The following is a 24,814-nucleotide window of genomic DNA, read 5'->3' as shown; positions in this document are numbered from 1 at the left end:
GAGCGGGCTCGACACCGCCGGGAGGCCGGCCGACGCCGCCAGGCGGCCCTTCCCGTCCGGCACGTGCCGGGCGTCGCCCCCCGCCAGCTCCACCGCTCTGCTTGCGGTGGCATGCCCTTCATAATGGGGACCGTGGTGGAGCAGGAGGCCGGGGCGGTCGTCGGGCGGCGCGAACGCAAGAAGCAGGCCACCAGGGCGGCCCTCAGCGCGGCCGCGCTCCGCCTCTCCCTGCGTCACGGCGTCGAGAACGTCACCGTCGAGCAGATCGCCGGTGAGGCCGACATCGCGCTGCGCACCTTCTTCAACTACTTCTCCAGCAAGGAGGAGGCGGTCGTGGCGACCCTCTCGGCCGCCGCCGAGCAGCTCATCGCCGAGTTCCGCGCCCGGCCCCCGGAGGAGACGGTGCTGGCCGCCTTCAGGGAGGCGGTGCTCACCGTCATGGACGCGAGCGACACCGGCGGCCGGGACCACATCCGGGCGCTGCGGCTGGTCAGGACCACGCCGTCGCTGGTGCCGTACGAGCTGGCCGTGCTCGCCGCCCAGGAGCGGGCCCTGGCCGAGGCGATCACCGAACGCATCGCCCCGCCCTCTTCCGGGGCGGTCTCCTGGGACGCCGGCCTGGACGAGGACGAGAGCGTCTATCCGATCGTGTGCGCCGGCGCCGTGCTGAGCGCGCTGCGCGTGGTGCTGGATCGGTGGTCGCGCCAGGCGGGCGAGAGCGGCCTGCCGCCTGACATCGCGGTGCTGCGGCGCCGGTTCGACGCCGCCATCGCCGAGCTGGCCGCCGGCCTCGACCGCCCCGGCAGCGCGCCGGCCGAGCCAGGCCGGACCCTCACCTGAACGAGCCTGCAACCCTCCGGCCGGGCCAGGCCCCGTCCCCGCCTGAGCGAGCCCGCGGCACTCCGGTCGAGCCCCGCCTGAAGGGGACGGTGCTGCCGTACGTGTGGGGTGTGCACGCCGTGCGGCGGCTGTCGGCGGCGGTGGCCGCCACGATGGGCACGGTGGAGGTCATCGCGGGGGCGGTGATGGCGTGGGGGTTCGCCGGGGAGACGCTGGGCGTGCCGCGGGTCGCGGGCGGCGTGGTCGTGTTGTGCGGCGCGGTGCTCGCCCGCCGTTCGCATCGCGCTCCCGACCGCGTACTCGCGTGATCACTCGCCGCCTCTGGGCGGCAGGTCGGCTTGGAGGAGCCAGCCGCCGTCGCCGTCGGGGCCGGAGTCGAGGGTGCCGCCCAGGGCGCGGACGCGTTTGCGCATCCCGGCCAGGCCGTGGCCTGAGGAGGGCAGGGGTTCCGACGTGGCCGGCGCGGGGCCGTTGTGCAGCTTCACCGACAGCCCGCCACCGGAGGCGGCGACCGTGACCCGGACGCGGGTGCCGGGGCCGGCGTGTTTGAGCACGTTCGTCAGTCCTTCCTGGACGATGCTGGCGGCGCACGTGCGCAGCACCGGCGAGACCGTCGCCATGCCGGGGTCGAGGCCGAGGTCCACGACGAGACCGGCGGCGGACATGCGGCGGGCCGCCGCGCGGATCAGCTCGGCCGCGTCGAGGTGCAGGTCGGCGCCGTGCAGCAGGTTGCCGAGGTCGCGCAGCACCTGGTTGCCCGTCTCGCGGATGTCGGTGAGCGCGTGGCCGACCGGCCCGTCGGGAGCGGCGTCGCAGGCGTCGCCGGCCCGCAGCACCATCGCGCCGACGTGGCCCGCCACCAGGGTCTGGACGTCGCGGGCGATGTGCTCGCGCTCGGCCAGCAGGTCGGCGCGGGCGCGGGCGAGCGTCAGGCGCACGGCCTCCTCGGCCCGCAGCCGCTCGGCCGCGGTGACGGCGCGGCGCATGCCGAAGTAACGGCCGACCGCGATGGGCATCGCCACCAGCGTCATCAGGAAGAGCACGCGCAGGGTGGTGATCCTGCTCAGCGGCTCGAACACGGCCACCGCGACGACCACGCAGCCCGCCGCGTACGCCAGGGCCGTCCGCGCCCACGACGCCACCCGCATCGCGAACACCCCCATCGCCACCATCAGGAGCAGCATGCCGGTGTCGGCGGCGCGGTGCAGGTGGGCGTCCGCGGCGATCAGCAGCACCCCTTCGACGGCCACGACCAGGCCGGGCAGTCTCCTGGCCACGCCGAGCGCCAGCCCGGAGACGACCGCGGCGACCTGGACGATCGCGACCGGATGGCCGCCCGAGTGCCAGACGTCCCATGTGCTCAGCACGGCCAGCAGCACGCCGCCGGCCGCCAGCAGCAGGTCAGGGGTGACGTCGCGGGTGCTGCGGTGCAGGTAGCCGCCGATGACGGCGGGTGCGGCGGGCAGCAGGAGCGCGAGCGCCATCGTTCCGGCGGTGACGCCGGGGCCCGCCACGGTGAGCGCCGTGGCGAGCATGGCGGCGGCCATCGGGCCGCGCGCCGCCCTGAGCCCGGAACGGTAGCCGGTCAGGCACAGCGCCACGCACAGCAGGATCTGCGCGCTGTCCGTGCCCGGCGCCAACCGGCCGGCGATCACCACGAGGGCGGCGAGGTAGACGGTGACGGGGGCGGGGCGCTGGCGTACGACGCCCATGGGCAGGCCGGCCAGCAGCGCCGCGGCGAACTCGGGCGGCGTCGGCGACGCGGTGCCCTCACTCGCGTAACCGTTGATCACCAGTTCCAGGGCGACGGCCGAAGCGGCGAACAGCCCATCCAGCGACACACCGCGCGAACGCATGCGCTAACGCTACCGATTGATCACCTCACCCGGGCACATCCTCGCGCCGAACGCGTTCTCGGCACGGTCAGAGCGTGGTGGGGAGGACGGGCAGGCCGTGGATGCCGGGGTCGGCGGCGAAGAGGGCGCCTGCCTCGGGTTGTTCCGTGCGGTCCACGTCCAGGGCCGAGGTGGTGATGTAGAGGCGGTTCAGCTCTTCGCCGCCGAAGGCGACGGCGGTGACCTTGCGGACCGGGAGGGTGATCACCGCGTCGAGCCGGCCGTCGGGGGCGTAGCGGTGGACGGCGCCGCCGTCCCACAGGGCCACCCAGACGCCGCCCTCGGCGTCCACCGTCAGGCCGTCGGGTGCTCCCTGCGAAGGGTCCACGACGGCGAAGGGGCGCCGGCCGCTCAGCCCGGTCTCCTGCTCGTAGTCGAGGACGTCCACGCGGCCGGTCTCGGTGTCGGCGTAGTAGGCCAGCCGGCCGTCCGGGCTGAAGCCGAAGCCGTTGGAGATCGTCACCTCCGGCAGCACCACGCGCAGCTCGCCGCCGGGCCCGGCCACGTAGAACGAGCCGCGGCCGGGGGCGGAGTCGTAGGCCATGCTGCCGATGTAGAAGCGGCCGTCGGGGTCGCAGCCGCCCTCGTTCATGCGGACGCCGGGGTCGGTCCACGCCTCACCGAGCGAGCGCAGCGGGGCGTCGAGGTCGTCGGAGTCGGCCAGCAGCAGCTCGCGCTCGGCGGCGACGACGTACCCGCCGGAGACGCGAGGGCGCACGACGGCGGCGACCTCGGCGACGTGGCGGCGGCGCACCTCGCCGCCGGGCGTGAGCGCGAGGACATCGCCGGCCAGCATGTCCACCCACCGCAGCCCGCCCCACCGGCCGGACCACACGGGTCCCTCGCCGTGCTGGGCGACGGGGTCGGTGACGGTGTACGCGGTGATGGTCATGCCGCTTCTCCTCCATGATCGCCGGGGTAGGCCAGCCTAGTACGACGCAGGGTCAGACCCGGCGGGTGGCCGCGACCAGCAGCAGGGCGAGCACCGCCAGCGCCGCGCCCGCCGCGTACGTCACCGCCACCCCGTACGCCAGCGTCAGCCCGCCGGCGAGCGTGCCGGCGCCGATGCCCACGTAGATGGCCGACGCGTTGAGCGAGACGACCAGGGACGCCTCCCCGGGTGCGACGCCGATGAGCCGGTGCTGCTGGGGCGGTGTCTGGCACCAGGTGCCCGCGCCCCACCCGGTGGCCAGCAGCCCGACGAGGACGACGGGCACGTCCTGCGAGCCCGCCAGCCAGCCCAGCCCGGCCAGACTGGCGGCCATCACGACATATCCGGTCATGAGCACTCGGCCGGCGCCCCACCGGTCCGTGGCGTACCCGGCGGCCAGGTTGCCGAGGACGGCGCCCAGCCCGTACAGGAAGAGCATCGACGCCGTCGACTCCACGCCGACGGCGCGCATCGCGGGGGCGCTGTAGGCGTAGACGGTGTAGGTGGCGGCCATGCCGAGCACGGTCAGTGCCAGCACGGCGGGGACGGCGGGCCGCCGCAGCACCCTGAGCCGTACCCGCAGCGGCACCGGGGGCTCGCCGGGCAGCGCCGGCAGGATCACGTACACGGCGGCGGCCACCACCACGCAGGCTCCCGCCACCAGGCCGAGCGCCGCCCGCCAGCCGAGCCACTGCCCGGCCAGCCCGCCGAGCGGCACCCCGGCCGCCGTCGCCACCGTGAGCCCGCCGACGACCGTGGCGAGTGCCCGGCCCCGCGCCTCGGGCCGCGACAGCGCCGCCGCCACCGCCCCGGCGTTCGGCGTGAACGCCGCCGCTCCCGCCGCCGCCACGACCCGCGTCACCAGCAGCACCGCGAATGTCGGCGCGAGCGCCGACCCCAGGTTCGCCAGCGCGAGCAGCAGCAGCGCGCCGGCCAGCAGCTCCCGCCGCGACAGGCGGGCGGTCACGGTGGCGAGGACGGGCGACAGGATCGCGTACGCCACCGCGAACGCGGTCACCGACTGCCCCGCCGCCGTCTCGCTCACCTCCAAGGACGCGGCGAGCTGCGGCAGGAATCCCGCCACCACGAACGCGTCCGTCCCCACGGCGAACGCCCCCGCGGCCAGCACCGCCACGGGCGCGAACGTGCGCTTAACCGGGACATCTAACATCCCGTTTCACCTCCTGGGTGTGTCATGACTCGGGCCGGGCCCGGTCAGGTGGTGAGGCGGGCGTAGTGGCGGCGGAAGCGGCCGGGCGCGGACGGGGCGGCCTCGCGCATGAGGTCGGCGACGGTCTGCGCCGCCAGCTCCCTGCGCCAGGCCAGCTCCGCGCGCCGCATCGCGATCACCACGCCGCACGGCTTCGCGAACGCGGTGGGCGGCTCCTCGGCGCCCGCCCCCTGCCGGCGGATCTCGGTGCACCTGAACGCTTCGTCCCGGCCCTCGATGGCGGCGACGACCTCCAGGAGCGTGATCTGTTCCGGCGCCTTCGCCAGCCGGAACCCGCCCTTCACCCCGGGCACCGAGGTGAGGATGCCGGCGCGTACCAGGTCCTGGAGCCGTTTCTTGAGGTAGACGGGTGGCAGCTCGAACAGCTCGGCCAGCCTCCCCGTCGGGATCGGCGCCTCGTCCTGCAGCCAGGCCAGGGCCAGGCAGCAGTGCAGGCCCCACTCGACCCCTTCACCCATTCGCATGAAAGGGGATACTACATGTCCCGTTTCAGATCGGGGCAAGGGGCTCCGGTGCGCGCCGGGTCCTGAGGCGGGTCCCGCCCCTCCAGGCGGGGCGGACCTGAGGAGTCCCACCCTTCCAGGCGGGGCGGACCAGAGGGGTCCCGCCTGGAAGAACGGGGCGGGGCCATGGGCGGCTCCCGCCCTTACCGGCGGGTCAGCGGCGGGGACGGGGGTGGCGGGGCTTGGTGGTGCGGCGGGGCGCGCGGGATTCCTGGGTGCTCGCCGTCCAGTGCGGCGGGCGGGTCAGCGTGGCGGGGAGGCGGGTGGTGGGGGCACCCTTGGCGGCGTTGACCTGGGCCTGGGTGAGGAAGATGGCGCCGGTGAGGTCGGCGTCCGTGAGGTCCGCGCCGCGCAGGTCGGCACCGATGAGGTCGGCCTGCCGCAGGTCGGCCCCACGCAGGTCGGCGCCGATCAGGTACGCCCCGCGCAGGTTCGCCCCCCGCAGCCGCGCGCCACGAAGCCGGGCGCCGATGAGGTCGGCGCCCCGGTGCTGCCGGCCGTCGAGCCCGTGGCGTACCAGCTCGCTGGCCCGCAGCAGCACCTCGTTGACCCGCTCGCGATGGGCGGCCACGTCGAAGCCTTCGAGCACGCCGGCGCTCTCACGGGTGACCTTCTCGGTCTCCTCCAGCAGCGCGCGGGCGCTGTCGTGGACGGGCACGGCGGCGGGCAGGGTGAGGATCTCCGCGAGGTACCACAGCAGCTCGTGCAGCCCGCGCATCACCGGGAACACGGCGTACATCTGCCGGGCCGTCTCCGGCTCCTCCCGCCAGCTCCGCCCCGCGTACGTGACCTGCGAGACCTTCTGCCCGGCCCCGAAGCAGTCGAACACCGTGCAGCCGGAGAACCCGCGCTCGCGCAGCCGCGAGTGGATCGAGCAGCGGAAGTCGTCACGCAGGTTGGTGCAGGGCCGGCCGGCGTCCTTGTCCACGGCGAAGTCGGCCGACGCCGAGAACGGCAGCGCCACGCAGCACAGCCCGAAGCAGCTCTCGCAGTCGGACAGCAGGCCGAGCTCTCGCGGGTGGGTTCCGGGCACCGGGCGGGTCTCCTCTTCACGTACGGGACGGCAGCTCAAGGGTACTCGCGCGGCGGAGAGCGGGGCCCCGCTCAGCCGCCGTAGCGCCGCTGCCTGGCGGCGAAGCTGCGCAGCGCGCGCAGGAAGTCGATCTCGCGGAAGGCCGGCCAGAACGCCTCGCAGAAGTACAGCTCGGAGTAGGCCGACTGCCACAGCAGGAAGTTCGACATGCGCTGCTCACCGCTGGTGCGGATGACCAGGTCGGGGTCGGGCTGCCCGGCGGTGTAGAGGTGCGGCGCGATGTCGTCCACGGTCAGCGTCGAGGCCAGCTCGACCATCGACTGCCCGGCTTCGGCCCGCTCGTACAGCAGCTCGCGCAGCGCCTCGACGACCTCCTGGCGGCCGCCGTAGCCGATGGCGAGCGTGAGATGGAACCCGGTGTCGCAGGTGCGGGTGGCCTCGACGGCGCTCTTGAGCGCGCGGGCGGTGGTGTCGGGCAGCATGTCGAGCATCCCGGCGACGTGCACCCGCCAGCGGGCGTCGGGACGGTCGAAGCGGTCGGTGACCATCTGCTCGATCACCCGCAGCAGGAACGCCACCTCCTCGTCGTTACGCCGCTGCAGGTTCTCGGTGGAGCACAGGAACACGGTCAGGTGCTTGATGCCGATCGTCTCGCACCACGAGAGCACGTCCTGGATGTGGTCGGCGCCGTACTTGTGGCCCATGCTCGGGTTGGCCATGCCCATCTGCCTGGCCCAGCGGCGGTTGCCGTCCATGATCAGGCCGACGTGGCGGGGCAGCGGGCCGGACGTCACCTGGCGGCGCAGGCGCCTGGCGTAAAGGGAGTGAAGGAGGTCAGTGGTGTGCACCTACCAAGAATGGCGTGGGTGAGGGTCAGGAATCTGATCTTTCCTGATTTCCACCTCCGGCAGGTGTCCAACGGGACGCTAGGGGGTCGTCTGCCGGAACAACTTCCAGAACGCCAGCGCCGCCCCCTCCGGCCCGCCGGGGCAGGCGGCGATCACCCAGTGGGCGATGACGCCGGCCAGGGCGCCGGCCAGGTAGGCCGCGTGCACGTCGGCCGGCACGTCCTCCCATCCCGGCGGCCGGTGGCCGGCGGCGAAGCGGCGGGTCAGCTCGCCGGTGAGGCGTTCGCGCAGGCGGGCGGAGAAGCGGGCGCTGCCGTGGGTGCCGAGCATGCGGGCGTACAGGGTGGCGTGGTCGGCGACGTACGCGAACAGCTCGGCCAGCGGATCGGGGGCGCGGTCGCGGGGGGCGTCGAGCGGGCACAGGGCGGCGGCCCTGGCGACGGCGGCCAGGGTGTCCTCCATGGCGTCGGTGACGAGCGCGTCGACGTCGGGGTAGTGCAGGTAGATCGTGGCCCGGTTCACCTCGGCGCGCTTGGCCAGCGCGGACATGGTGATGGCGGCGGGCTCCTGATGGGCGGCCAGGTCGCGCACGGCCTCCTTGAGGCGGGCCCGGGTGCGCACGGCGCGGGGGTCGTCCGGGTTCACCCTCCTCACTATACGACATTCATCGCTTAAGCGACATGTGTTGACTAATCGACATTTGTCGCATACTTTGCTGGCATGCGTATTGAGATCTGGGCAGACGTGGTCTGCGGCTGGGCCCACATCGGCAAGCGGCGGCTGGAGAAGGCGCTCGCCTCCTGGGACGGCGAGCCGGTCGAGGTGGTCTGGCGCCCGTACCAGATCGACCCGTCCGCGCCCGCCGAGGCCGTGCCGATGGCGCAGGCGCTGCTCGACCCCGTGGCCGACGAGGCGTTGCGGGCCTGCTCTCCCGGCCTGTCCCCCGCCGAGAACCGGGCGCGGGTCGCCGAGGTGGCCGCGTCCGAAGGGCTGGGCGCTCAGTGGGGCTCCTCCTACCGGGCCGGCACGCTGGAGGCGCACCGGCTGATCGCTCTCGCGTACGAGGAGGGCGGGGCCGCGCTGCAGGACCGCGTGGTGGAGCGGGTGCTGAACGCCCACTTCGTCGAGGTACGCGACATCAGCGACCTCGCCGTGCTGACCGAGATCGCGGCGGACGCGGGCCTCGCCGAGGCGGCCGGCTACACCGGCGCAGGCCCCGACCGGCAGACGCTGCCCGGCGCCGAGCTGACCAGGGAGCTGCTGCTCACCGGCAAGGCCAAGGGCGTGCGTACGTCGCCGACCATCGTCGCCAACGGGCTCGCCCTGGAGGGTGCGCAGCCGCCCGAGACGATCGCCGCGTTCCTGCGCGACGCCGCCGGGCACGCGCCGCGCCGCCTGCCCGCCGAGGTCGAGCGGCTGCGGCACGCCGAGTCGCTGCTCGACCAGCGCGACCCGTTCGGGGCGCTGACGCTGCTGCGCCCCCTCATGGACGCACACGGCGACGACCGTGGCGTCCGCCTGCTGGCCGCGCGAGCCTACTTCGGGTCGGCGCAGCTCAACAGGGCGCGTACGGCACTGGAGTCGCTGGTCGCCGAATCCCCCGACGACTCCTACGCCCGCCACCTGCTGGGCCGCACCCTGCAACGCCAGGGCCGCCACGAGGAGGCCACCACCCACCTCACCCTGGCCGCCACCATGACCCCGGACTACGCCGCCTAGCCCGCCCCGCCCTGGGCCGGAGACCCACCGCCTCCGGCCCAGGCCCCATCCGGCCCCGTCCGGCCCCGGACGAACCCGGACGAACCCGGCGCCGCAGCCGAGACGCCCCGCCTCGGGCATATGCCGTGTCACCCGGGCGGGCCCGGCTCCGTGACCGAGATGGCCAGGCGACTCCCCTGGCCCGCCTCTGTCCTGAAATTCGTCCGCCTCGGGCGGTTTCGCTCCGCGAGCGAGGCGGCCGTGCGGCCCCGCCTGACCCGCACCTTGGGTCAGGCGTCCTGGTTGGCGCGGCCTGCCGCGGTCGCGGCGGTGGTCTGCTCGGGCCGTCGCCGTAGGTCGCGGGCCGACAGGGCGATCAGGGCGGCCCACACTCCGCAGTAGAGCCCGAAGACCGCTCCCCCGCGGCCGGTGAAGAGCGCGCCGCCCACCATGCCGACGGCTCCGGCGGCGGCCATGAGGCCGCACAGCCAGTGACCGGTCACCACAGTCACGTGCGCCCACCTGGCCTTCGCCTGACCGAGGCGGAGTCGGCCGGCCAGCAGGATCGCCATGACGACGACGCCGAATGCGGCGTTCGCCCACTGGGCCGAAGCGACCTCGCCGGGGCCGTAGGAGAGGTTGCTCTCCGGCCGCACCACCGGGCCGCCGGTGACTCCCAGGCGGCCCTCGAGAGCGTAGGTGATCTTGGAGGCGACGTAGAGGGCGGTCCAGGCGATTCCCACATCAGCGACCTTCATGGGCATCACCCTCCCGATCGCCGCACTCCTCGCGGCTCCCCCGTGCGGGGGATTCCGCTCCCCCGCACGGACGCTCAGAGCTCAGGGGACAGCAGCACCTCGGCGCCGACGGGGAAGTATCCGGCGGCCAGGAAGGCCCGTACGCTCGCCGCATTCCCCGGCGCGACCTGGGCCCACACCGGACCAGGCGCCAGGTGCCGGGCGGCGGCGGCCAGCGACCGGCCCAGCCCCCGACCCCGATGGCCGGGCTTGACCTCGACCGCCACCTCCCACCGCCCGCCCACGCCCCGCCCGACGGTCAGCAGCCCTCCGGGGGCGGTCCACACGCGTACGTCGTCGCGGTAGCGGCGGGCCCGCTCCACCCTCGGATGCCCGCTGTCGCGCAGCTCTTCCAGCGGGAGCGGCGCGGGCCCCGGCAGCGGAGTGGCGGCGGCGAGCAGGTCGTGGCTACCGGCGGCCCGGCCGGTCAGGGCGGCCAGCTCCTGCAGGAACGGCGGCCCGAGCGGCGCGGACAGGTCACCAGGGCGCAGCCGCTCCCGGATCCAGGCATGATCGACGTCGGCGAAGACCACGGCGTGCGCCGTGAAGGAGATCACTCCGAGGTCGCGCGCCGACGGCTGCGCCACAATGGTCACGCCGCCGTCCGCAGCGGGAAAACGGCCACCCTCAGCATCGCGAAGCACCTCTACCAGCGTCATCATGAGCCGCCATGATGACACGCACCCCCGCCCACCCCACCGCCGCCCCTCAACCCACCCTCTCAACCCGGCCCTCACCGGCGGAGCCGACCACGGCCGGGCTGGGCAGCTGCGAGATCGGCCGGACGGCGGGGCGTGAAGGCGCGCTCGGTTCCGGCGCCCCGCCCGGGGCCGGCGGTTTCGCTGGGGTTCGGACGTGGGGCGGGGTTTGGATCCAGGGCGGGGGTTTTGCCGGGGGGCGGGGTCCTGTTGATCAATTACGGGGTGTGGCGGGCCCTCCTACCACAAGATCGCTACGTATAGTGATGGCCGATGTCACTTCGTGATTAGAGGGGGAGATCATGAGAAGTAGCCTCGTGGCCGCCGGCGGCGCGCTGCTCATCACGGCAGCGGTGTTCGGAACGGCCGGCTCTGCGGCCGCCGACATCTGGTCCGACCACAGCTGGAACGAGCACCCGAGGGCGTGCGGGCTCGTCCTGAACGACGACAGCACCTACCACCACATCACCAAGCACGGCGTCTTCGCCGGTACGCGCGACGCCGACGCCTGCAAGAACAGCCACAAGCACCACTGGGGCTGGGACGACGACGACGCGGACGACGACGACTGAGTCCACCTGATGGCCGCCGCCGCCCGGGACGCCCCGAGCGGCGGCGCGCCGTTTCCCGCCCCCGCGGAACGCCGATAGCCTGTGCCGATGCGACTGGGTGTGAACGTCCCGAACTTCGGCCCCGGCACCGACCCCGAGGTCCTGCGCCGCTGGGCGCTGACCGTCGAAGGGCTCGGCTACGACCTGCTCATGGTCTCCGACCACGTGGTGATCACCCCTGACGTGGCCGAGCAATACCCGGCGCCGTTCTACGACCCGTTCACCACCCTGGCCTGGCTGGCGGGCAGCACGACCCGGCTCACGTTCGGCACCACGGTCCTGATCGTCCCCTACCGCCACCCACTGCTGATCGCCCGCATGGCGGCCAACCTCAACGACCTGAGCGGCGGCCGGTTCGTGCTGGGCGTGGGCGCCGGGTGGGCGCGGCAGGAGTTCGAGGCGCTCGGGGTGGCGTACGAGCGGCGCGGCCGGCTGACCGACGAGCACCTGGGGGCGATCAGGGCGGCCTGGGCCGACGAGGCCGACTACCGGTCCGGCGGGGTGCCGATCTGGGTGGGCGGCGGCAGCGGGGCGGCCCTGCGAAGGACGGTGCGGTTCGGCCAGGCGTGGCATCCGCTGCGGATGACGCTGCCGTGGCTGCGCGAGCGGTGGGCCACCCTCCAGGAGGTCGCCGCCGCCGAGGAGTTGCCGGTGCCGGCCCTGGCGCCGCGCATCCTGCTGCGCGTGACGGGCACGCCGGTCACGGGCGACGAGCGGCTCCTGGGCGAGGGCACGATCGAGCAGGTCACCGAGGACCTCGAGCAGCTCAGGGAGATGGGCGCGGAGACGGTGGTGTTCGACCCGTTCTTCGAGGACCCGGCCGAGACCTCGCGCCCCGAGGCGGCCTGGGAGATGCTGGCCGCCGTCGCCGCCAGGATCCAGAAGTAGGGGCCGTCAGCGGCAGGCGAGCGCCTGGGTGCGATCGCCGGCGACCCCGACTTCAAGGTCAGATATTCGCGGCGAGAGTCGTGAGCGCGGTGGCCAGTTGGGGGTCCGCCTCCGCCAGGGCGGCTCGCAGGGTCTGCTCGTACGTGCGGCTCGCCTCGGCGTGGCGGGTCTTGCCGGCCTCGGTGACGACGGCGTAGACGCCGCGCTTGTCGTCGGGGCAGAGGTCGCGGTAGGCGAGGTCGGCCGCGTTCAGCCGGGCCACCAGGCGGGTCACCGAGCTCTGGTTGAGCCCCAGCTTGTCGGCGAGCTCCTGCATGCGCAGCTCACTGCTCGGCGAGGCGGCGAGATGACCGAGCGCGCGGAACTCGGACAGGCCGACCCCGTGCCTGCGCTGCAGCGCGGTGGCGAGCCTGCTTTCGATGTGGGAGTGCAGCAGGAGGACCTGCTGCCAGGTGTCGGTGATGGACGGCTCGGTCGCCGTGTCGGTCATGCGGGAGCCCCTTCGTCCGGGACATCGGCTTGACATGAGAATACATGTACATGCAACATACTACTCGTTATTTGCACGTACATACATGTAGGAGGAGCCGTGGCGTGGGTCTATCTGCTCATCGCGTCCATCTTCGAAATCGTCTTCGCCCTGGCCACCAACGCCACCGAGGGGTTCACCCAGCTGTGGCCATCGCTGCTCACGGCCGGCGCGGCGGCCGGCGGGATCTTCTTCCTGAGCCTGGCGCTGAAGACCCTGGACGTCGGCGTCGGCTACACCGTCTGGACCGGCATCGGCTCGGTCGGCACCGTCGTGCTCGGCACCCTGATCTTCGGTGAGGAGATGAGCGCCTGGAAGGCCCTCGCCTTCGTCCTGATCATCGGCGGCGTGCTCGGGCTCAAGCTGTCCGACCGCCTGACCACCGCCTGACCACCCGCCTGATCTCATCCCTCAGGAGCTGCACCATGGCCTGGATCTATCTGTCCATCGCGATCGTCTTCGAGATCGCCTTCGCCCTCGGCACCAACGCCACCAAGGGCTTCACCCGGCTCTGGCCGTCGGTCTTCACGCTGCTGGCCGCGGCCGGCGGCATCTTCACGCTCAGCCTGGCGCTCAAGACGCTGGACGTCGGCGTCGGCTACACGATCTGGACCGGCCTCGGCTCGGTCGGCACGGTGATCCTCGGCGCCCTCATCTACAAGGAGAAGATCACTCCTGCCAAGCTGGGCTCGTTCGTCGCCATCATCGGCGGCGTCGCGCTGCTCAAGCTCACCTCGGGGATCTGAACGGTTGCGGCCGCTGTTAGCCTTATGCCGTAAAGAATTGTCCGTACGGGGAGTTCCGCGTTGGTCGTCTACGCAGGCCAGGGTGACGCGCGACGGTCGATGGCGCTGCTGTGGCGCAGCGGCGAACCCGGCGAGGCGCGGCCGGGCCCCAAACCGGGGCTGAGCGTCGACGCGATCGTGGACGCCGCGATCGAGGTGGCCGACGGCGAGGGCATGGCGGCGCTGTCGATGCGCAAGGTGGGCGAGCGGCTGGGCCGCACGGGCATGGCGCTCTACACGTACGTGCCGAGCAAGGGCGAGCTGGTCGACCTCATGTACGACCGCGCCCTGGCCGAGTTGCCCGCGTCCTACGACCTCGACGCCGGCTGGCGCGCGGCCCTGACGGCGTGGGCCGAGCAGACGCTCGCCTTCTACCTGCGTCACCCCTGGATGTTGCAGGTGTCGCAGGCGCGTCCTGTGCTGGGGCCGAACGAGTTCGCACTGCTGGAGAGCCTGGTGTCGATCCTGCGCGGCACCGGCCTCGGGCCGCGCAGGGTGCGCGGGATGGTGGCGCTGCTGTTCGACTTCGTCAGGGGCGCCGCCGCGACGGTCGCCGAGTCGCGCCAGGCGGCGACGGCGACCGGGGTGTCCGACGAGGAGTGGTGGCAGGCGCGCGCGTCGCTGCTCGAGGAGGTCGCGCCGGGGTTCGCGGGCCGGTTCCCGCAGGTGCGCTGGGTCGAGTCCGACGACTCCGAGCCCGTCGGGGACGAGCCTTACCTGGAGCATCGGGTGAGCGAGACGTTCTCGATCGGGCTGACGGTCCTGCTCGACGGCATCGAGACGGCGGCGAAGGCCGCGAGCCGTCAGCCACTGTGAAGCAGCCCGGCGGCGAATGGGCGACGGGCCCGGACCCATCGTCAACGCGGGCTGCCGGTTCGTCAGCGTGGAGTCAGGCGGGAGGGGAGTTCGGTGGTGTCGGGGACGAACCAGATGTGGTGGCCGCTGTTGCACTCCTCGACCCAGGCGCGCAGCGCGGAGCTGGTCTCCAGGTGGCGGGAGATGTCGCCGACGATCGACAGGCCAATGCGGTAGTTGACGAACTTCTGCGCGATCTCCCCCGCAACGCCGGTGCTGAGCGTGAAGAAGGCGGCGGGCAGCCGGTCGGCGGGGACGGCGACCCAGCTGGCGCCGCTCGACCACGCCTCGCCGATGAGGTCGAGCACGTCGCGGACCTCGGCCAGGGGCGGGCCGTCGTAGGAGTGGACGTCGGGCATGGGGATCCTTTCGCGGGTGGTCATGGGCGGACGAGGGCGTCGACGATCCGCAGCACCTGGGCGGTCTCCTCCAGCCCGCCGAGTACGACGACCTTGAGCTGCCGCCGCCGCTCGTCGTAGGCGAACTCGACGCGCAGCCCGCTCCGCTCGGCCGACAGGGCGCCGAGGACCATGGTGCTGACGCGGTCCATCGCGGCCCGGTCGATGCCGTCGATCTGGACGATGCTGGTCGCCTCCGCGTGGCGAGGGCTCGCGGGTGGTTCGGCGGGGAGCCCGGTGAAGGCCGCCAGGTCGTCTTTGGCGATGCGGTATTGCTTGCCGATGCGTACGGCGGGCAGGCGGCCGTCGCGGATGTAGCCGCGCACGGTCTTGACGTGCAGACCGAGGAGGTCGGCCACCTGGTCCACGGTGTAGTGCTCCATATCGTTCCCTATTATGCAGGATGATAGGGAGTGATAGGGGATTGTCAGGCGTGTGCGCCGACCGTGACGGTGCCGATGGTCAGGCGGGGCGCGGCCTCCATGACGACCCCCAGGCGCTGCACCTGCTCGTCCAGCTCGCGGGCCTGGGCCGGGGTGAGGTCGCGCAGCGGCTCGACCGTGACGTCCATCGTGCGGCCCTTGCGCCGCTGGTGCCAGACGCCGCTCACCTGCCCGTCCACCAGCAGCACGGGGAAGTTGCCGGCCTGCCCGCCGGCCAGCGCCCGCTCCGCCGCGGCCCCGGCGTAGAGCAGCTCGCGGGGGCGGCCGGCGACCACGTACGCGTCGAAGTACGGCAGCAGCCGCACCCCGCGCGGCGGCTCGTCGGGCAGCTCGGTGTCGCCCGCGAGCAGCCAGGCCCGCTGCCCCTCCAGCCGCACCTCGGCCGGCTCGACCCTTCTGAACGCCTCCGCCGCCCACGTCACGGGACCGCCCGCCCACTGGGCGAACTGCGCGGGCGTGGCCGGCCCGTACGCCCTCAAATAGGCCCTGACCAGCCAGGCGGCCCCGTCAGCCGCAGGGCCGGTGGCGAGTGGGGCGGCGGTGTAGGTGACCTTGCGGCCACGGCCCGCGCCGAAGACGAACGCGCCCCGGTGCGCCGCCGGCCCCATCACCTGCCGCCAGCGCGGCCACCACCCCTGGAACGCCGGCATGACCAGCTCGCCCGCCCACGGCCCTGTCGCGGCGACGACGGCCTCGCTCAGCTCGTCGATGGTCAGCTCGGCCCCGGCCACCGCGTCGCGGATGGCGGCGATGACCTGCTCGATCTGCTCGGGCGTCATCCTGATGGAGGCGGGCGCCCGGTCCGCGTACGGGATCGACGACATGGCCGCGACCCAGAGCGGCAGGTCGCGGGCAGGCAGCAGGTGCACGGTGCCGCGCGGCCCGTGCGTCTTGACGAGGCCCTCCCCCACCGCCGCCCGCACGCCGGTCCGTGTGACGCCGTCGAGCCGCAGCCCGATCGAGGCCTCGGCGGCGGACATCACCTGGGCGTGCGCCCCGCACATGGCGGCCACCGCCTCGGCGGGCTCCGCCCGCATGGGAGCGGTGAGCCCGGCGCGGGCCAGGCGGCGGGCGCTCACCTGCGGCCAGGTCAGTTCGATCATGCGCTCCTCCTCGGTCAGGCGACCACCATAGGAGGAATTGCGGAAGGGATCGTGCCGCGTTACAAGCGTTCGGTCAGGCGGCGGGGACGGGCTCGCCGGGCATGGCGACCGGGACCCGGGCGGCGCGCGCGGCCCAGCGGCCGTCGTCGCTGCGCACGAGGCGTACCGGATGGTCGAAGCAGGCGCTCACCAGCTCACTGGTGAGGACGTCGGCGACCGGGCCGCTCGCCAGGCAGCGGCCGTCGCGCAGCAGCATGGCGTGCGTGGTGGTGGCGGGCAGCTCCTCGAGGTGGTGCGTCACCAGGACGGTGGCCAGCGAGGCGTGCCGGGCGCGCAGGGCGTCGATGCTGGCGAGGAGTTGTTCGCGGGCGGCCAGGTCGAGGCCGGTGGCGGGCTCGTCGAGGAGCAGCAGGCGCGGCCGCGGCATGAGGGCGCGGGCGATCAGCGTGCGGCCGCGCTCGCCCTGCGACAGCGTGGGCCACCTGGACTCCGCCTTGTCGCCCATCCCGAGCATGGCGAGGAGCTGGTCGGCGCGGGCCGCCTCCTCCCGCGCAGGCTGCCAGCGGGGCACGAGCGCGGCGGTGTTGGTCAGGCCGGTGAGCACGACGTCGCGCACCCGCATCGGCCCGTCGGGGGCGTGGCGCGGGTTGACGTGCCCCAGGTACGAGCGCAGCTCCCGGACGTCCACCCGCCCGAGCGTGCGCCCGAGCACCTCGACCACGCCGCGGCTCGGATGGTTGACGGCCCCCAGCAGGGCGAGCAGCGTGCTCTTGCCGGCGCCGTTGGCTCCGAGCAGCGCCCAGTGCTCGCCGGGGTGCACGGTGAGCGAGATGTCGCTCAGCAGGTGGCGCCCGTCACGGATGAACGCGACCTCGCCGGCCCGCAGCACGGGACCGCTGTCGGCGGGGCGGGAGAGCACGGTCATCGGGCCCCCTCGTCGCCGCTCGCCGCCCCGGACCTGGACGCTTCCGCCACCACATGTCTCCCTTCGTCCGGTCGTACCCGAGTCAAGCTATCAGGTTCTCAGACATCTGACCTTTGGGCGTCCTCGCAGGCGGCGCGGACCTCGGCGACGAGATCGGCCGCGGCGTCCAGGGTGCGGCCGATCTCCTCAGGGGTGCCGCCCACGTGGGCCAGCAGCGCTTGGGCCCGCTCGCCGAAGCGCTCGGGCGCCGACGGCAGCCGGGCGGCGGAGGTGATCATGCCCTTCTCGTTGATCAGCCAGGCGCCGTCGGCGGCGTGCAGCGCGTGGCAGGCCACGCCGATCGCGCGGAACAGGGCGCCCGCCGCGTACGCGGGGTCGCGGCCGACGGCGCCGTACCGGGCGATGGTCAGGGCGAAGTCGCACTCCCACAGGCCGCTGATCAGCGCCTCCCGCAGCGCGGGCGGGTAGTGGACGGTCTCGCGCAGCTTGGTCAGCTCCCCACCGGGGTCGGCGAGCACCCGGCACAGGGCGACCTCCCCCGCGTACGCGTGCGAGAAGAAGCCGAGCGGATGCCCCGTCTGGAAGCCCACTTCGTAGCGGCCGGCCTGGCAGTCGCGCCAGACCTGCTGGACGCGGTCGAGGTCGCGGTAGATCCAGTCCACCTGCCGCCCGTCCACGATCAGCCAGCCGCCGCCGTCGACCCACGGGCCCCAGCCGCCCGGCTCGGTCACGTCGGTGTCATCGCCGGTGACCTCGCGGGCCAGCGCGCGCAGATCGTGGACGGCGAGCGAGCCACGGTAGTAGAGCCCGAGGTCGATGTCGGAGTCGGGACGGTGGGTGCCGCGGGCGCGGCTGCCGCCCAGCGTCACCGCCACCACCCCGGGCACCGCCACCAGCCGCCGGGCGATGCCCTCCAGATCCAGTCCCGCGTACGGGTCGATGTCGTGCATCCGACCGAGCATAGTCAGCCCCCGCCCTAGGATGGCGGGGTGGAAGTGCGTGAGGTCGAGACGTTGCTGCGCGAGCTGGCCCCGCAGGTCCTCGGCGCCCTCGTACGCCGCTACGAGCAGTTCGACACCTGCGAGGACGCCGTGCAGGAGGCACTGCTCGACGCCTCCGTGCAATGGCCGGAGCAGGGGCTGCCGGACAACCCGCGGGCCTGGCTGACGACCGTGGCGGCGCGCCGGGTCATCGACCACATCCGCAGCGAGCACGCCCGCCGCCGCAGGGAGGAGAGCGTGGCGGTCAGCGTCCCCGCCGACGCGTTCCTGATCGCGCCGCCCGGCGAGGAGCGGGCCGCCGACTCCGACGACACGCTGACGCTGCTGTTCCTGTGCTGCCATCCGTCGCTGTCGGCGCCGTCGCAGCTCGCGCTGACGCTGCGGGCGGTGGGCGGGCTGACGACGGCGCAGATCGCGAGCGCGTTCCTGGTGCCCGAGGCGACGATGGCGCAGCGCATCAGCCGGGCCAAGCAGCGCATCAAGGCGAGCGGCCTGGAGTTCCGGATGCCGCCGCAGGACGAGCGGGCCGAGCGGCTGCGGGTCGTGCTGCACGTCCTCTACCTGATCTTCAACGAGGGCTACGCCGCCACCTCGGGCCCCGCGCTGCTCAGGGCCGACCTGACGGCCGAGGCGATCCGGCTGGCCAGGGCGGTGCGCCGGCTGCTGCCCGATGACGGCGAGGTGGCCGGGCTGCTGGCGCTGATGCTGCTCACCGAGGCGCGCAGGCCGGCGCGCACGGACCGCGACGGGCGGCTGATCCCGCTTGCCGAGCAGGACCGGAGCCTGTGGAGCCGGCCGCTCATCGAGGAGGGCGTGGAGCTGGTCAGCAAGGCGCTGGCGACCTCGCCGGTGGGCCCCTACCAGCTGCAGGCGGCCATCGCGGCGGTGCACGACGAGGCGCCGGCCGCCGACGAGACGGACTGGCCGCAGATCCTGGCCCTGTACGACGTGCTGCTCGGCATCGAGGACAACCCCATGGCCAGGCTCAACCACGCGGTGGCCGTGGCCATGGTGCGCGGGCCGCGGGCCGGGCTGGCGCTGCTCGACGAGCTGGCCGCCGACGAGCGCGTGGCGGGGCACCATCGGCCGGTCGCCGTCCGCGCCCACCTGCTGGAGCTGGCGGGCGACGCGGCGGGGGCGGTGGCGGCGTACCGGGAGGCGGCGCGGCTGACCACGAGCCTGCCCGAGCGGCGTTACCTGGAGGAGCGGGCGGCGGCGCTGGCGTGAGGCGCTCGTCGCGGTGGGCAGGGGTGACGGGGTGAAGGTGGTCGCGCTGTCCGACACGCACGCGCCGAGGCGCTGGCGCTCGTGCCCGCCTCGCGTGGCCGAGCACCTGCGCGGCGCGGACGCCATCCTGCACGCGGGCGACGTGTGCGTGCCGTCGGTGCTGGCCGAGCTGGCGGCGTACGCGCCCGTCCACGTCGTGCAGGGCAACAACGACGGCCCCGACGTGGACGCGCCGGAGACCCTCGATCTCACCCTGGACGGGCTGCGGATCGGCATGATCCACGACAGCGGCCCGGCCAAGGGGCGCCTGGCCCGGATGCGGCGCCGCTTCCCCGAGGCCGATCTGGTGGTCTTCGGTCACTCGCACATCCCGCTCGACGAGTCGGGCGACGGCCTGCGGATCTTCAACCCGGGCTCCCCCACCGACCGCCGCCGCCAGCCGCACGGCACGGTGGGGCTGCTCACCATCGAGGACGGCGCCCTGGTGCGAGCGGAGATCGTCCCCGTCACCTGAGGCGAGCGGGGCGTCAGGCGACCACGTCGTCGCGGGCTCTCCAGCTCGGTCACCAGCTCCTCCATGACCTTGGCCGCAGCCGAGGTGGCTGTGGCGTTCGGCGGCGTGCCAGGGGTGGAGCTGGCCGGCCTTGACGGCGGGCAGCTTGGCCCTTGCCCGTCCTGATGTACGCCCCGCCCCCCGCGCTACACCTCCTGGCGTAGCCCCGGCGGCGACGCGGGGCCGATTCGCGGGCCGCCCGCGCGGCCGATTCTGGAGCTCTCGAAGGGCTTAAGGGCGGCGGTAAGAAGAGCGGAACGCCGCCGTAAGCGCCCTCCAGCACAGTGATCCCAGATCGCGAAAAAGAGAAGGGCCGACGACGATGAGCCAGCCGTACCGCATCCAGGACGACATCCGCCTCCCCGGCTTCACCGGGCCCGTGCACCGGCCGGGCGAGCCGGGCTACGACACCGGGCGCCGCGCGCTGAACCCGGCGCTCGACCCGCGCCCCGCCGTGGTGGCCGAGGCGTACGGCGTCTCCGACCTCCGCTCGGCCCTGCTGGCCGCGCGGGCCCACGGGGTGCCGTTCGCGGTGCAGGCCACCGGGCACGGCACGCACGTCGCCTGCGACGGCGGCGTCCTGGTGAAGACCGCGCCCATGGCGTCGGTGCTGGTGGATCCCGTCCGCCGGATCGCGAAGGTCGGGCCCGGCGCGCGGTGGTCCGAGGTGCTGGCCGCCGCCGCGCCGTTCGGGCTGGCGCCGCTGTGCGGCTCGTCGCCCTCGGTCGGCGTCGTCGGCTACACGCTCGGCGGCGGGCTGGGCTGGCTGGGCCGCAGGCACGGGTTCGCGGCCGACGGCGTACTGCGGGCCGAGGTGCTGCTGGCCGACGGGCGGCACGTGACGGCGAGCCGGGACAGCCACCCCGAGCTGTTCTGGGCGCTGCGGGGCGGCGGTGGCGGGTTCGGCGTGGTGACCTCGCTGGAGTTCCGGCTGTACCCGGTGGCGGAGGTGTGCTCGGGGTTCGCGTACTTCCCGATCGAGGCGGCGGCGGACACGCTGACGGCCTACCGGACCTGGATCGAGGACGCGCCCGACGCGATCAGCACGGCGGTCGTGCTCAGGCGCATGCCGGACGACGAGGGCACGCCCGCCGCGGTGCGCGGCCGGCACGTCGTGATGATCAAAGTGCTGCACGCGGGCCCCGCCGGCGAGGCCAGGCGGCTGCTCGCGCCGCTGTGGCGGGCCGCGAGCGCGCACGGCGGGCCGCTGCTGGACGAGCTGCGCGCCACCACGTTCGCGGCCAGCTCGATGGGCGGTACGCCGGCCCGTCACCTGGACCTGTTCGACAGCGTCGGCGACGAGGTGATCGGCGCCCTGCTGCGGGCCGCCGAGCAGGCGCAGACCGTGGAGGTGCGGCATTGGGGCGGCGCGCTGGGGCGGCCCGGCCCTGACGCGGGGCCGGTCAGCCGGCGCTCCACGCGGCTGTCGGTGATCGTCGACACCGTGGTGCCGGGGCTGGCCGGGGAGTTGCGGCCGTACGCCAACGGCGGGTCGTTCCTGAACTTCATGGCGGACACGTCGCGGACGGCGGCGGCGTACGCGGAGGCCGACTACGAGCGCCTGCGCCGCGTCAAGCGCGCCTACGACCAGGACGGCTTCTTCCGCATCGGGCACGTGACCCGATGATCCGGGTGATGATGACGGCGCACCCGCGTGACACGGCTGACATGGGACGGCAGCCGTGTCACCGTCGGGACGTCACCCCGGCCGGCGGCCGGGGCAGGGCCTGTTTACGGCCTGTTGCCGCGGTGGGTGACGTGCTCCGCGCTGCCGACGTGATTGCGCTGCTTGCGCATGCCGGCGAAGCCCAGCAGTCCCAGGAGGCCGAGCAGGCCCCAAAGGCCGGCGTTGCCGCCTCCCTCGTCCCTGTTCTGCTGCGGTGCGGGTGTCACCTGACTCTGTGCCACCGGCGCGGCCGGTGCCTCAGCCGTGGCTGCGGTGGCCGGTGCCAGCGTGAGAAAGAACGCCAGGCCCAGCCCGGTGAGGGTCTTGCGCATTGGGTTCCCCCGATCCGGCGGTCTCAACAACCGCGGAGACCGCCTATCACGCCTTCTCTCTTGAAGGCTCCCGATAGCGGGGCGATCTCCTAATCCCCTGCTACCTGTGCCTCTACCATCGACGCCACCCCATCAAACGCCTTCTCATCCCGCCTGACCGGCGGCGACGGCCCCGCTTCCCCTGCCACGCACGGAATTCCGTTGCCCCCGGACTTCCTGGATCACTACACTCGCCACCGACATCACCACGCGACGAAGGAAGGGAGCCGGCCGTGCGCCACAGCACCGCTGCCGTCGTCCCCCCGTCGCGTCACGAGGTGATCCTGGTGTCTTCGCCGCCCCGGCGCCCGCTGCGCGGCCGGCGCCGGCCGCTGCCCTGACGAAGACCCCGTTCGCCGGGCTCAATCGCGCAGTCCTGTTCGGAAACATCCCCGAAAGGCTGTAGAGCCGTGCGTGCTCACCTTTCCTCTCCTTTGACCACCGTCCGCAACCTCGGCATCCTCGCGCACGTCGACGCCGGCAAGACCACCGTCACCGAACGCATGCTGTACGTCACCGGCGCCACCTACAAGCGCGGCGAGGTGCACGACGGCACCACCGTCACCGACTTCGACCCGCAGGAGCGCGACCGCGGCATCACGATCTTCGCCGCCGCGGTGAGCTGCGTGTGGGACGGCCACCGGATCAACCTCATCGACACGCCTGGCCACGTGGACTTCTCCGACGAGGTCGAGCGCTCGCTGCGGGTGCTGGACGGCGCGATCGCCGTGTTCGACGGCGTGGCCGGGGTCGAGCCGCAGAGCGAGTCGGTGTGGCGGCGGGCCGACCGGTACGGCGTGCCGCGCGTCGCGTTCGTCAACAAGCTGGACCGGCCAGGCGCCGACCTGGACGCGGCCGTCGCCTCGATCCGGGCGCGGCTGCACCCCGCGCCGCTGGTCGTGCAGCTGCCGATCGGGCGCGAGGACGGCTTCACCGGCGTGGTCGACCTGGTCGGCATGCGGGCGCTGGTCTGGCCGGGCGACGGCTGCGAGGCGCAGCCGGTGCCGGACGAGCTGCTGGCCGAGGCGCGGCGGCGGCGCAGGCTGCTGGAGGAGGCGGTGGCCGAGCTGCACGCCGGGGCGCTGGAGGAGTTCTGCGCCGAGCCGTCGCTGTCCGAGGCGACGCTGGCCGGCGCGCTGCGCGACCTGACCCGTACGGGTGCGGGCGTGGTCGTGCTGTGCGGCTCGGCGTACCGGAACCGGGGTATCGAGCCGCTGCTCGACGCGGTCGTCCGGTATCTGCCGTCGCCGCTGGACGTGCCCGCCGTGCACGGCCAGGGCGGCGAGGAACGGCCGGCCGACCCGGCGGCTCCGCTGGCCGCGCTGGTGTTCAAGGTGACCTCGACCGCGTCGGGGCGGCTGACGTACCTGCGGGTCTACTCCGGCACGCTGCGCAAGGGCGACACGGTGCTCGACGCGGGCACCGGCGGGACCGAGCGGATCGCCCGCATCCTGCGGGTGCAGGCCGACCGGCACGCCGAGGCGGCGGCCGCGGTGGCCGGCGACATCGTCGCGGTCGTCGGGCCGAAGTCGGCCCGCACCGGCACGACGCTGTGCGCGCGGGAATCGCCGCTGCTGCTGGAGCCGCCGAACGCGACGGAGCCGGTGGTGTCGGTGGCCGTGGAGCCGCGCAGGAGCATCGACGGCGACCGGCTGGCGGCGGCCCTGGCCCGGCTGGCCGAGGAGGACCCGTCGCTGTCGGTACGCACGGACGCCGAGACCGGGCAGACCGTGCTGTCCGGCATGGGCGAGCTGCACCTGGAGGTGGCGGCGGAGAAGCTGCGCCGCGACCACCGGCTGGAGGTCACCGTCGGCCGGCCGCAGGTCGCCTGCCGGGAGGCCGTCACGCGCGGGGTGCCGGGGCTGGTCTACCGGCACGTCAAGCAGGACGGAGGCGCCGGGCAGTTCGCGCACGTCGTGCTGGACGTGGAGCCGCTGGAGGAGGGCTTCGCGTTCGCGTCCACGGTCACCGGCGGTCGCGTGCCGCGCGAGTACGTGCGCGCGGTCGAGGCCGGCTGCCGCGACGCGCTGGCCGCGGGGCCGCTCGGCGGGCACCCGGTGACCGGGCTGCGGGTGACGCTGACCGACGGGGCCACGCACGTGAAGGACTCCTCGGAGATGGCGTTCCGCACGGCGGGCAGGCTCGCGCTCCGCGAGGCGCTGCGGGCCTGCACGATGGTGCTGCTCGAGCCGGTGGCCGAGGTGACGGTGACGGTGCCGGACGCCATGGCGGGCGCGGTGCTGGGCGACCTGTCGGCGCGGCGCGGGCGCGTGTCGGGCTCGCAGGCGCGCGGCGGCGCCGTGGTCATCACCGCGGTGGTGCCGCTGGCCGAGGTGTTCGGGTACGCGACCCGGCTGCGCAGCCGTACGCAGGGGCGGGGCACGTTCACCACCCGCCCGGCCGGCTACGCCCCTGCGGGCTGAACCGCGTCCCCGCCCCCGCTCGCCGGGGGCGGGGACCCGCTCAGGCGGCCGTGAAGGCGATCCAGGTGTCCGGCGGCGCCTCGGGCCTGCCGGGCACGGGGCGGCGCTCCTCGGTCCAGGCGTCACCGGCGAGGTCGGCGGCGACGCGCCGCCAGAACGCCACCGCGCCGGCGTTGGCGTCCTGGAACGCGATCTCCCACCGTCCCGGGTGCCGGGCGACGACCTCCTTGACGGCCCGCAGGCCGAGGCCGGAGCGGCGGGCGGCGCGTACCACGAAGAAGCTGTTGAGCACCCGGACCGGCCCGTCGAGCCCGCGCACGAACGCGAAACCGGCGGGCCGGTCGCCACGGCTCAGCAGATAGGCCGTCCAGCCGGGGTCGGCGAAGGCGGACTCGAGGCGGTCGCTGCGGAAGGTGGCGTCGGGGCGGGGCAGGCCGCCCTGGAACTCGGACATGTCGTGGCGGAACATCAGCCACAGGCGTTCCACGACGGGCCGGTCGGCGGCGGTGGCGGGGCGTACCGCGAAATCGTCGAAGGTCATGAAACGCAGCTTCCGGCCGGA

Annotated in this window: 29 protein-coding genes; 12 read left to right on the top strand and 17 right to left on the bottom strand. The window is 73.8% G+C overall.

The window, feature by feature from the left end:
- Positions 1-132: 132 nt before the first annotated feature.
- Complete coding sequence (locus tag ACFFR3_RS40910) at positions 133-840, top strand: TetR/AcrR family transcriptional regulator (protein ID WP_345404041.1); 708 nt, start codon at positions 133-135, stop codon at positions 838-840.
- Between the two features lie 89 nt (positions 841-929).
- Positions 930-1,148 (top strand): EamA family transporter, encoded by a 219-nt coding sequence (locus tag ACFFR3_RS40905; protein ID WP_379484881.1) that lies wholly within the window; start codon positions 930-932, stop codon positions 1,146-1,148.
- On the opposite strand, the gene ACFFR3_RS40900 is transcribed toward ACFFR3_RS40905, so the two are convergent.
- The 7 genes from ACFFR3_RS40900 to ACFFR3_RS40870 form a co-directional block, all read right to left on the bottom strand.
- On the bottom strand, positions 1,149-2,696 hold the full coding sequence (locus ACFFR3_RS40900; protein ID WP_379484880.1) for a sensor histidine kinase: 1,548 nt from the start codon (positions 2,694-2,696) through the stop codon (positions 1,149-1,151). It abuts the gene before it with no gap.
- A gap of 67 nt (positions 2,697-2,763) precedes the next feature.
- A complete protein-coding gene (locus ACFFR3_RS40895; protein WP_345404032.1) occupies positions 2,764-3,627 on the bottom strand; it encodes an SMP-30/gluconolactonase/LRE family protein in 864 nt (287 codons plus the stop codon).
- A gap of 52 nt (positions 3,628-3,679) precedes the next feature.
- A complete protein-coding gene (locus ACFFR3_RS40890; protein WP_379484879.1) occupies positions 3,680-4,837 on the bottom strand; it encodes an MFS transporter in 1,158 nt (385 codons plus the stop codon).
- A 44-nt stretch (positions 4,838-4,881) separates the two neighbouring features.
- The gene (locus tag ACFFR3_RS40885; protein ID WP_379484878.1) at positions 4,882-5,361 is read right to left on the bottom strand and encodes an RrF2 family transcriptional regulator; all 480 of its coding nucleotides are present in this window, start codon (positions 5,359-5,361) and stop codon (positions 4,882-4,884) included.
- Positions 5,362-5,554: 193 nt separating this feature from the next.
- A complete protein-coding gene (locus tag ACFFR3_RS40880; RefSeq protein WP_364376317.1) occupies positions 5,555-6,433 on the bottom strand; it encodes a pentapeptide repeat-containing protein in 879 nt (292 codons plus the stop codon).
- Positions 6,434-6,504: 71 nt separating this feature from the next.
- A complete protein-coding gene (gene uppS, locus ACFFR3_RS40875) occupies positions 6,505-7,281 on the bottom strand; it encodes a polyprenyl diphosphate synthase (RefSeq protein WP_345404020.1) in 777 nt (258 codons plus the stop codon).
- Between the two features lie 78 nt (positions 7,282-7,359).
- On the bottom strand, positions 7,360-7,926 hold the full coding sequence (locus ACFFR3_RS40870) for a TetR/AcrR family transcriptional regulator (RefSeq protein WP_379484877.1): 567 nt from the start codon (positions 7,924-7,926) through the stop codon (positions 7,360-7,362).
- A gap of 75 nt (positions 7,927-8,001) precedes the next feature.
- Between ACFFR3_RS40870 and ACFFR3_RS40865 the strand changes: the two genes are divergently transcribed.
- Positions 8,002-9,000, top strand: coding sequence for a DsbA family protein (locus ACFFR3_RS40865; protein ID WP_379484876.1), 999 nt, complete (start codon positions 8,002-8,004; stop codon positions 8,998-9,000).
- A 269-nt stretch (positions 9,001-9,269) separates the two neighbouring features.
- Here the strand turns inward: ACFFR3_RS40865 and ACFFR3_RS40860 are convergent, their stop codons facing one another.
- Both ACFFR3_RS40860 and ACFFR3_RS40855 read right to left on the bottom strand, forming a co-directional pair.
- The gene (locus ACFFR3_RS40860) at positions 9,270-9,737 is read right to left on the bottom strand and encodes a hypothetical protein (RefSeq protein WP_345404009.1); all 468 of its coding nucleotides are present in this window, start codon (positions 9,735-9,737) and stop codon (positions 9,270-9,272) included.
- A gap of 74 nt (positions 9,738-9,811) precedes the next feature.
- The gene (locus ACFFR3_RS40855; protein ID WP_379484875.1) at positions 9,812-10,372 is read right to left on the bottom strand and encodes a GNAT family N-acetyltransferase; all 561 of its coding nucleotides are present in this window, start codon (positions 10,370-10,372) and stop codon (positions 9,812-9,814) included.
- Positions 10,373-10,776: 404 nt separating this feature from the next.
- Between ACFFR3_RS40855 and ACFFR3_RS40850 the strand changes: the two genes are divergently transcribed.
- Positions 10,777-11,046 (top strand): hypothetical protein, encoded by a 270-nt coding sequence (locus tag ACFFR3_RS40850; RefSeq protein WP_345404004.1) that lies wholly within the window; start codon positions 10,777-10,779, stop codon positions 11,044-11,046.
- 87 nt (positions 11,047-11,133) lie between these two features.
- A complete protein-coding gene (locus ACFFR3_RS40845) occupies positions 11,134-11,973 on the top strand; it encodes an LLM class flavin-dependent oxidoreductase (RefSeq protein ID WP_364376302.1) in 840 nt (279 codons plus the stop codon).
- Positions 11,974-12,031: 58 nt separating this feature from the next.
- Here ACFFR3_RS40845 and ACFFR3_RS40840 read toward each other — a convergent pair whose 3' ends face one another.
- Positions 12,032-12,463 carry a MarR family winged helix-turn-helix transcriptional regulator gene (locus ACFFR3_RS40840; RefSeq protein WP_345404001.1) on the bottom strand — a complete coding sequence of 144 codons (432 nt, stop codon included), beginning with the start codon at positions 12,461-12,463 and terminating at the stop codon, positions 12,032-12,034.
- Between the two features lie 99 nt (positions 12,464-12,562).
- Between ACFFR3_RS40840 and ACFFR3_RS40835 the strand changes: the two genes are divergently transcribed.
- Genes ACFFR3_RS40835 through ACFFR3_RS40825 form a run of 3 tightly spaced genes read left to right on the top strand, consistent with a single transcriptional unit; the run spans position 12,563 to position 14,103 of the window.
- Positions 12,563-12,892 (top strand): DMT family transporter, encoded by a 330-nt coding sequence (locus ACFFR3_RS40835; RefSeq protein WP_345403998.1) that lies wholly within the window; start codon positions 12,563-12,565, stop codon positions 12,890-12,892.
- Between the two features lie 35 nt (positions 12,893-12,927).
- Positions 12,928-13,248, top strand: a complete 321-nt coding sequence (locus ACFFR3_RS40830) for a DMT family transporter (RefSeq protein ID WP_345403995.1) — start codon at positions 12,928-12,930, stop codon at positions 13,246-13,248.
- Between the two features lie 60 nt (positions 13,249-13,308).
- Positions 13,309-14,103 carry a TetR/AcrR family transcriptional regulator gene (locus tag ACFFR3_RS40825; protein ID WP_345403992.1) on the top strand — a complete coding sequence of 265 codons (795 nt, stop codon included), beginning with the start codon at positions 13,309-13,311 and terminating at the stop codon, positions 14,101-14,103.
- A gap of 62 nt (positions 14,104-14,165) precedes the next feature.
- Here the strand turns inward: ACFFR3_RS40825 and ACFFR3_RS40820 are convergent, their stop codons facing one another.
- The 5 genes from ACFFR3_RS40820 to ACFFR3_RS40800 all read right to left on the bottom strand — a co-directional run bounded on the left by ACFFR3_RS40820 (position 14,166) and on the right by ACFFR3_RS40800 (position 17,961).
- A complete protein-coding gene (locus ACFFR3_RS40820) occupies positions 14,166-14,525 on the bottom strand; it encodes a DUF4180 domain-containing protein (protein WP_345403989.1) in 360 nt (119 codons plus the stop codon).
- The gene (locus ACFFR3_RS40815; protein WP_345403986.1) at positions 14,522-14,923 is read right to left on the bottom strand and encodes a helix-turn-helix domain-containing protein; all 402 of its coding nucleotides are present in this window, start codon (positions 14,921-14,923) and stop codon (positions 14,522-14,524) included. Before ACFFR3_RS40815 ends, ACFFR3_RS40820 begins: the two co-directional genes overlap by 4 nt.
- 44 nt (positions 14,924-14,967) lie before the next feature.
- Positions 14,968-16,086 (bottom strand): winged helix DNA-binding domain-containing protein, encoded by a 1,119-nt coding sequence (locus ACFFR3_RS40810; RefSeq protein WP_364376291.1) that lies wholly within the window; start codon positions 16,084-16,086, stop codon positions 14,968-14,970.
- A 73-nt stretch (positions 16,087-16,159) separates the two neighbouring features.
- Positions 16,160-17,011, bottom strand: coding sequence for an ABC transporter ATP-binding protein (locus ACFFR3_RS40805; protein ID WP_364376288.1), 852 nt, complete (start codon positions 17,009-17,011; stop codon positions 16,160-16,162).
- 98 nt (positions 17,012-17,109) lie between these two features.
- Positions 17,110-17,961, bottom strand: coding sequence for a nucleotidyltransferase domain-containing protein (locus ACFFR3_RS40800; RefSeq protein ID WP_345403975.1), 852 nt, complete (start codon positions 17,959-17,961; stop codon positions 17,110-17,112).
- Between the two features lie 45 nt (positions 17,962-18,006).
- Here ACFFR3_RS40800 and ACFFR3_RS40795 point away from each other — a divergent pair, with 45 nt between their 5' ends.
- The 3 genes from ACFFR3_RS40795 (at position 18,007) to ACFFR3_RS40785 (ending at position 21,419) form a co-directional block, all read left to right on the top strand.
- Positions 18,007-19,239, top strand: a complete 1,233-nt coding sequence (locus tag ACFFR3_RS40795) for an RNA polymerase sigma factor (RefSeq protein ID WP_379485011.1) — start codon at positions 18,007-18,009, stop codon at positions 19,237-19,239.
- Between the two features lie 31 nt (positions 19,240-19,270).
- Positions 19,271-19,753, top strand: a complete 483-nt coding sequence (locus ACFFR3_RS40790; protein WP_364376285.1) for a metallophosphoesterase family protein — start codon at positions 19,271-19,273, stop codon at positions 19,751-19,753.
- Positions 19,754-20,114: 361 nt separating this feature from the next.
- Positions 20,115-21,419: an FAD-binding oxidoreductase gene (locus ACFFR3_RS40785; protein WP_364376282.1), complete on the top strand. Its 1,305-nt coding sequence runs from the start codon at positions 20,115-20,117 to the stop codon at positions 21,417-21,419.
- Between the two features lie 104 nt (positions 21,420-21,523).
- On the opposite strand, the gene ACFFR3_RS40780 is transcribed toward ACFFR3_RS40785, so the two are convergent.
- Positions 21,524-21,790, bottom strand: coding sequence for a WGxxGxxG family protein (locus ACFFR3_RS40780; protein WP_345403963.1), 267 nt, complete (start codon positions 21,788-21,790; stop codon positions 21,524-21,526).
- A gap of 473 nt (positions 21,791-22,263) precedes the next feature.
- On the opposite strand from ACFFR3_RS40780, the gene fusA reads away from it, so the two are divergent.
- On the top strand, positions 22,264-24,252 hold the full coding sequence (gene fusA / locus ACFFR3_RS40775) for an elongation factor G (RefSeq protein ID WP_364376279.1): 1,989 nt from the start codon (positions 22,264-22,266) through the stop codon (positions 24,250-24,252).
- A 40-nt stretch (positions 24,253-24,292) separates the two neighbouring features.
- Here fusA and ACFFR3_RS40770 read toward each other — a convergent pair whose 3' ends face one another.
- A complete protein-coding gene (locus tag ACFFR3_RS40770) occupies positions 24,293-24,793 on the bottom strand; it encodes a GNAT family N-acetyltransferase (protein WP_345403960.1) in 501 nt (166 codons plus the stop codon).
- Positions 24,794-24,814: the final 21 nt, after the last annotated feature.

The sequence above is a fragment of the Nonomuraea salmonea genome, from assembly GCF_042428605.1.
GTDB lineage: Bacteria > Actinomycetota > Actinomycetes > Streptosporangiales > Streptosporangiaceae > Nonomuraea > Nonomuraea salmonea.
The sequence above is the reverse complement of the archived record's forward strand: the minus strand, read 5'-3'. Positions and strand labels throughout refer to the sequence as shown.

Excerpts from the sequence above, each read along its gene's own strand:
- ACFFR3_RS40860 (WP_345404009.1), bottom strand. The coding sequence starts at position 9,737 with ATGAAGGTCGCTGATGTGGGAATCGCCTGGACCGCCCTCTACGTCGCC.
- ACFFR3_RS40805 (WP_364376288.1), bottom strand. The coding sequence starts at position 17,011 with ATGACCGTGCTCTCCCGCCCCGCCGACAGCGGTCCCGTGCTGCGGGCC.
- ACFFR3_RS40830 (WP_345403995.1), top strand. The coding sequence starts at position 12,928 with ATGGCCTGGATCTATCTGTCCATCGCGATCGTCTTCGAGATCGCCTTC.
- ACFFR3_RS40810 (WP_364376291.1), bottom strand. The coding sequence starts at position 16,086 with ATGATCGAACTGACCTGGCCGCAGGTGAGCGCCCGCCGCCTGGCCCGC.
- ACFFR3_RS40815 (WP_345403986.1), bottom strand. The coding sequence starts at position 14,923 with ATGGAGCACTACACCGTGGACCAGGTGGCCGACCTCCTCGGTCTGCAC.
- ACFFR3_RS40785 (WP_364376282.1), top strand. The coding sequence starts at position 20,115 with ATGAGCCAGCCGTACCGCATCCAGGACGACATCCGCCTCCCCGGCTTC.
- ACFFR3_RS40895 (WP_345404032.1), bottom strand. The coding sequence starts at position 3,627 with ATGACCATCACCGCGTACACCGTCACCGACCCCGTCGCCCAGCACGGC.
- ACFFR3_RS40820 (WP_345403989.1), bottom strand. The coding sequence starts at position 14,525 with ATGACCACCCGCGAAAGGATCCCCATGCCCGACGTCCACTCCTACGAC.
- ACFFR3_RS40865 (WP_379484876.1), top strand. The coding sequence starts at position 8,002 with ATGCGTATTGAGATCTGGGCAGACGTGGTCTGCGGCTGGGCCCACATC.
- ACFFR3_RS40780 (WP_345403963.1), bottom strand. The coding sequence starts at position 21,790 with ATGCGCAAGACCCTCACCGGGCTGGGCCTGGCGTTCTTTCTCACGCTG.
- ACFFR3_RS40900 (WP_379484880.1), bottom strand. The coding sequence starts at position 2,696 with ATGCGTTCGCGCGGTGTGTCGCTGGATGGGCTGTTCGCCGCTTCGGCC.
- ACFFR3_RS40800 (WP_345403975.1), bottom strand. The coding sequence starts at position 17,961 with ATGCACGACATCGACCCGTACGCGGGACTGGATCTGGAGGGCATCGCC.
- ACFFR3_RS40890 (WP_379484879.1), bottom strand. The coding sequence starts at position 4,837 with ATGTTAGATGTCCCGGTTAAGCGCACGTTCGCGCCCGTGGCGGTGCTG.
- ACFFR3_RS40770 (WP_345403960.1), bottom strand. The coding sequence starts at position 24,793 with ATGACCTTCGACGATTTCGCGGTACGCCCCGCCACCGCCGCCGACCGG.
- ACFFR3_RS40840 (WP_345404001.1), bottom strand. The coding sequence starts at position 12,463 with ATGACCGACACGGCGACCGAGCCGTCCATCACCGACACCTGGCAGCAG.
- ACFFR3_RS40885 (WP_379484878.1), bottom strand. The coding sequence starts at position 5,361 with ATGCGAATGGGTGAAGGGGTCGAGTGGGGCCTGCACTGCTGCCTGGCC.
- ACFFR3_RS40850 (WP_345404004.1), top strand. The coding sequence starts at position 10,777 with ATGAGAAGTAGCCTCGTGGCCGCCGGCGGCGCGCTGCTCATCACGGCA.
- ACFFR3_RS40845 (WP_364376302.1), top strand. The coding sequence starts at position 11,134 with ATGCGACTGGGTGTGAACGTCCCGAACTTCGGCCCCGGCACCGACCCC.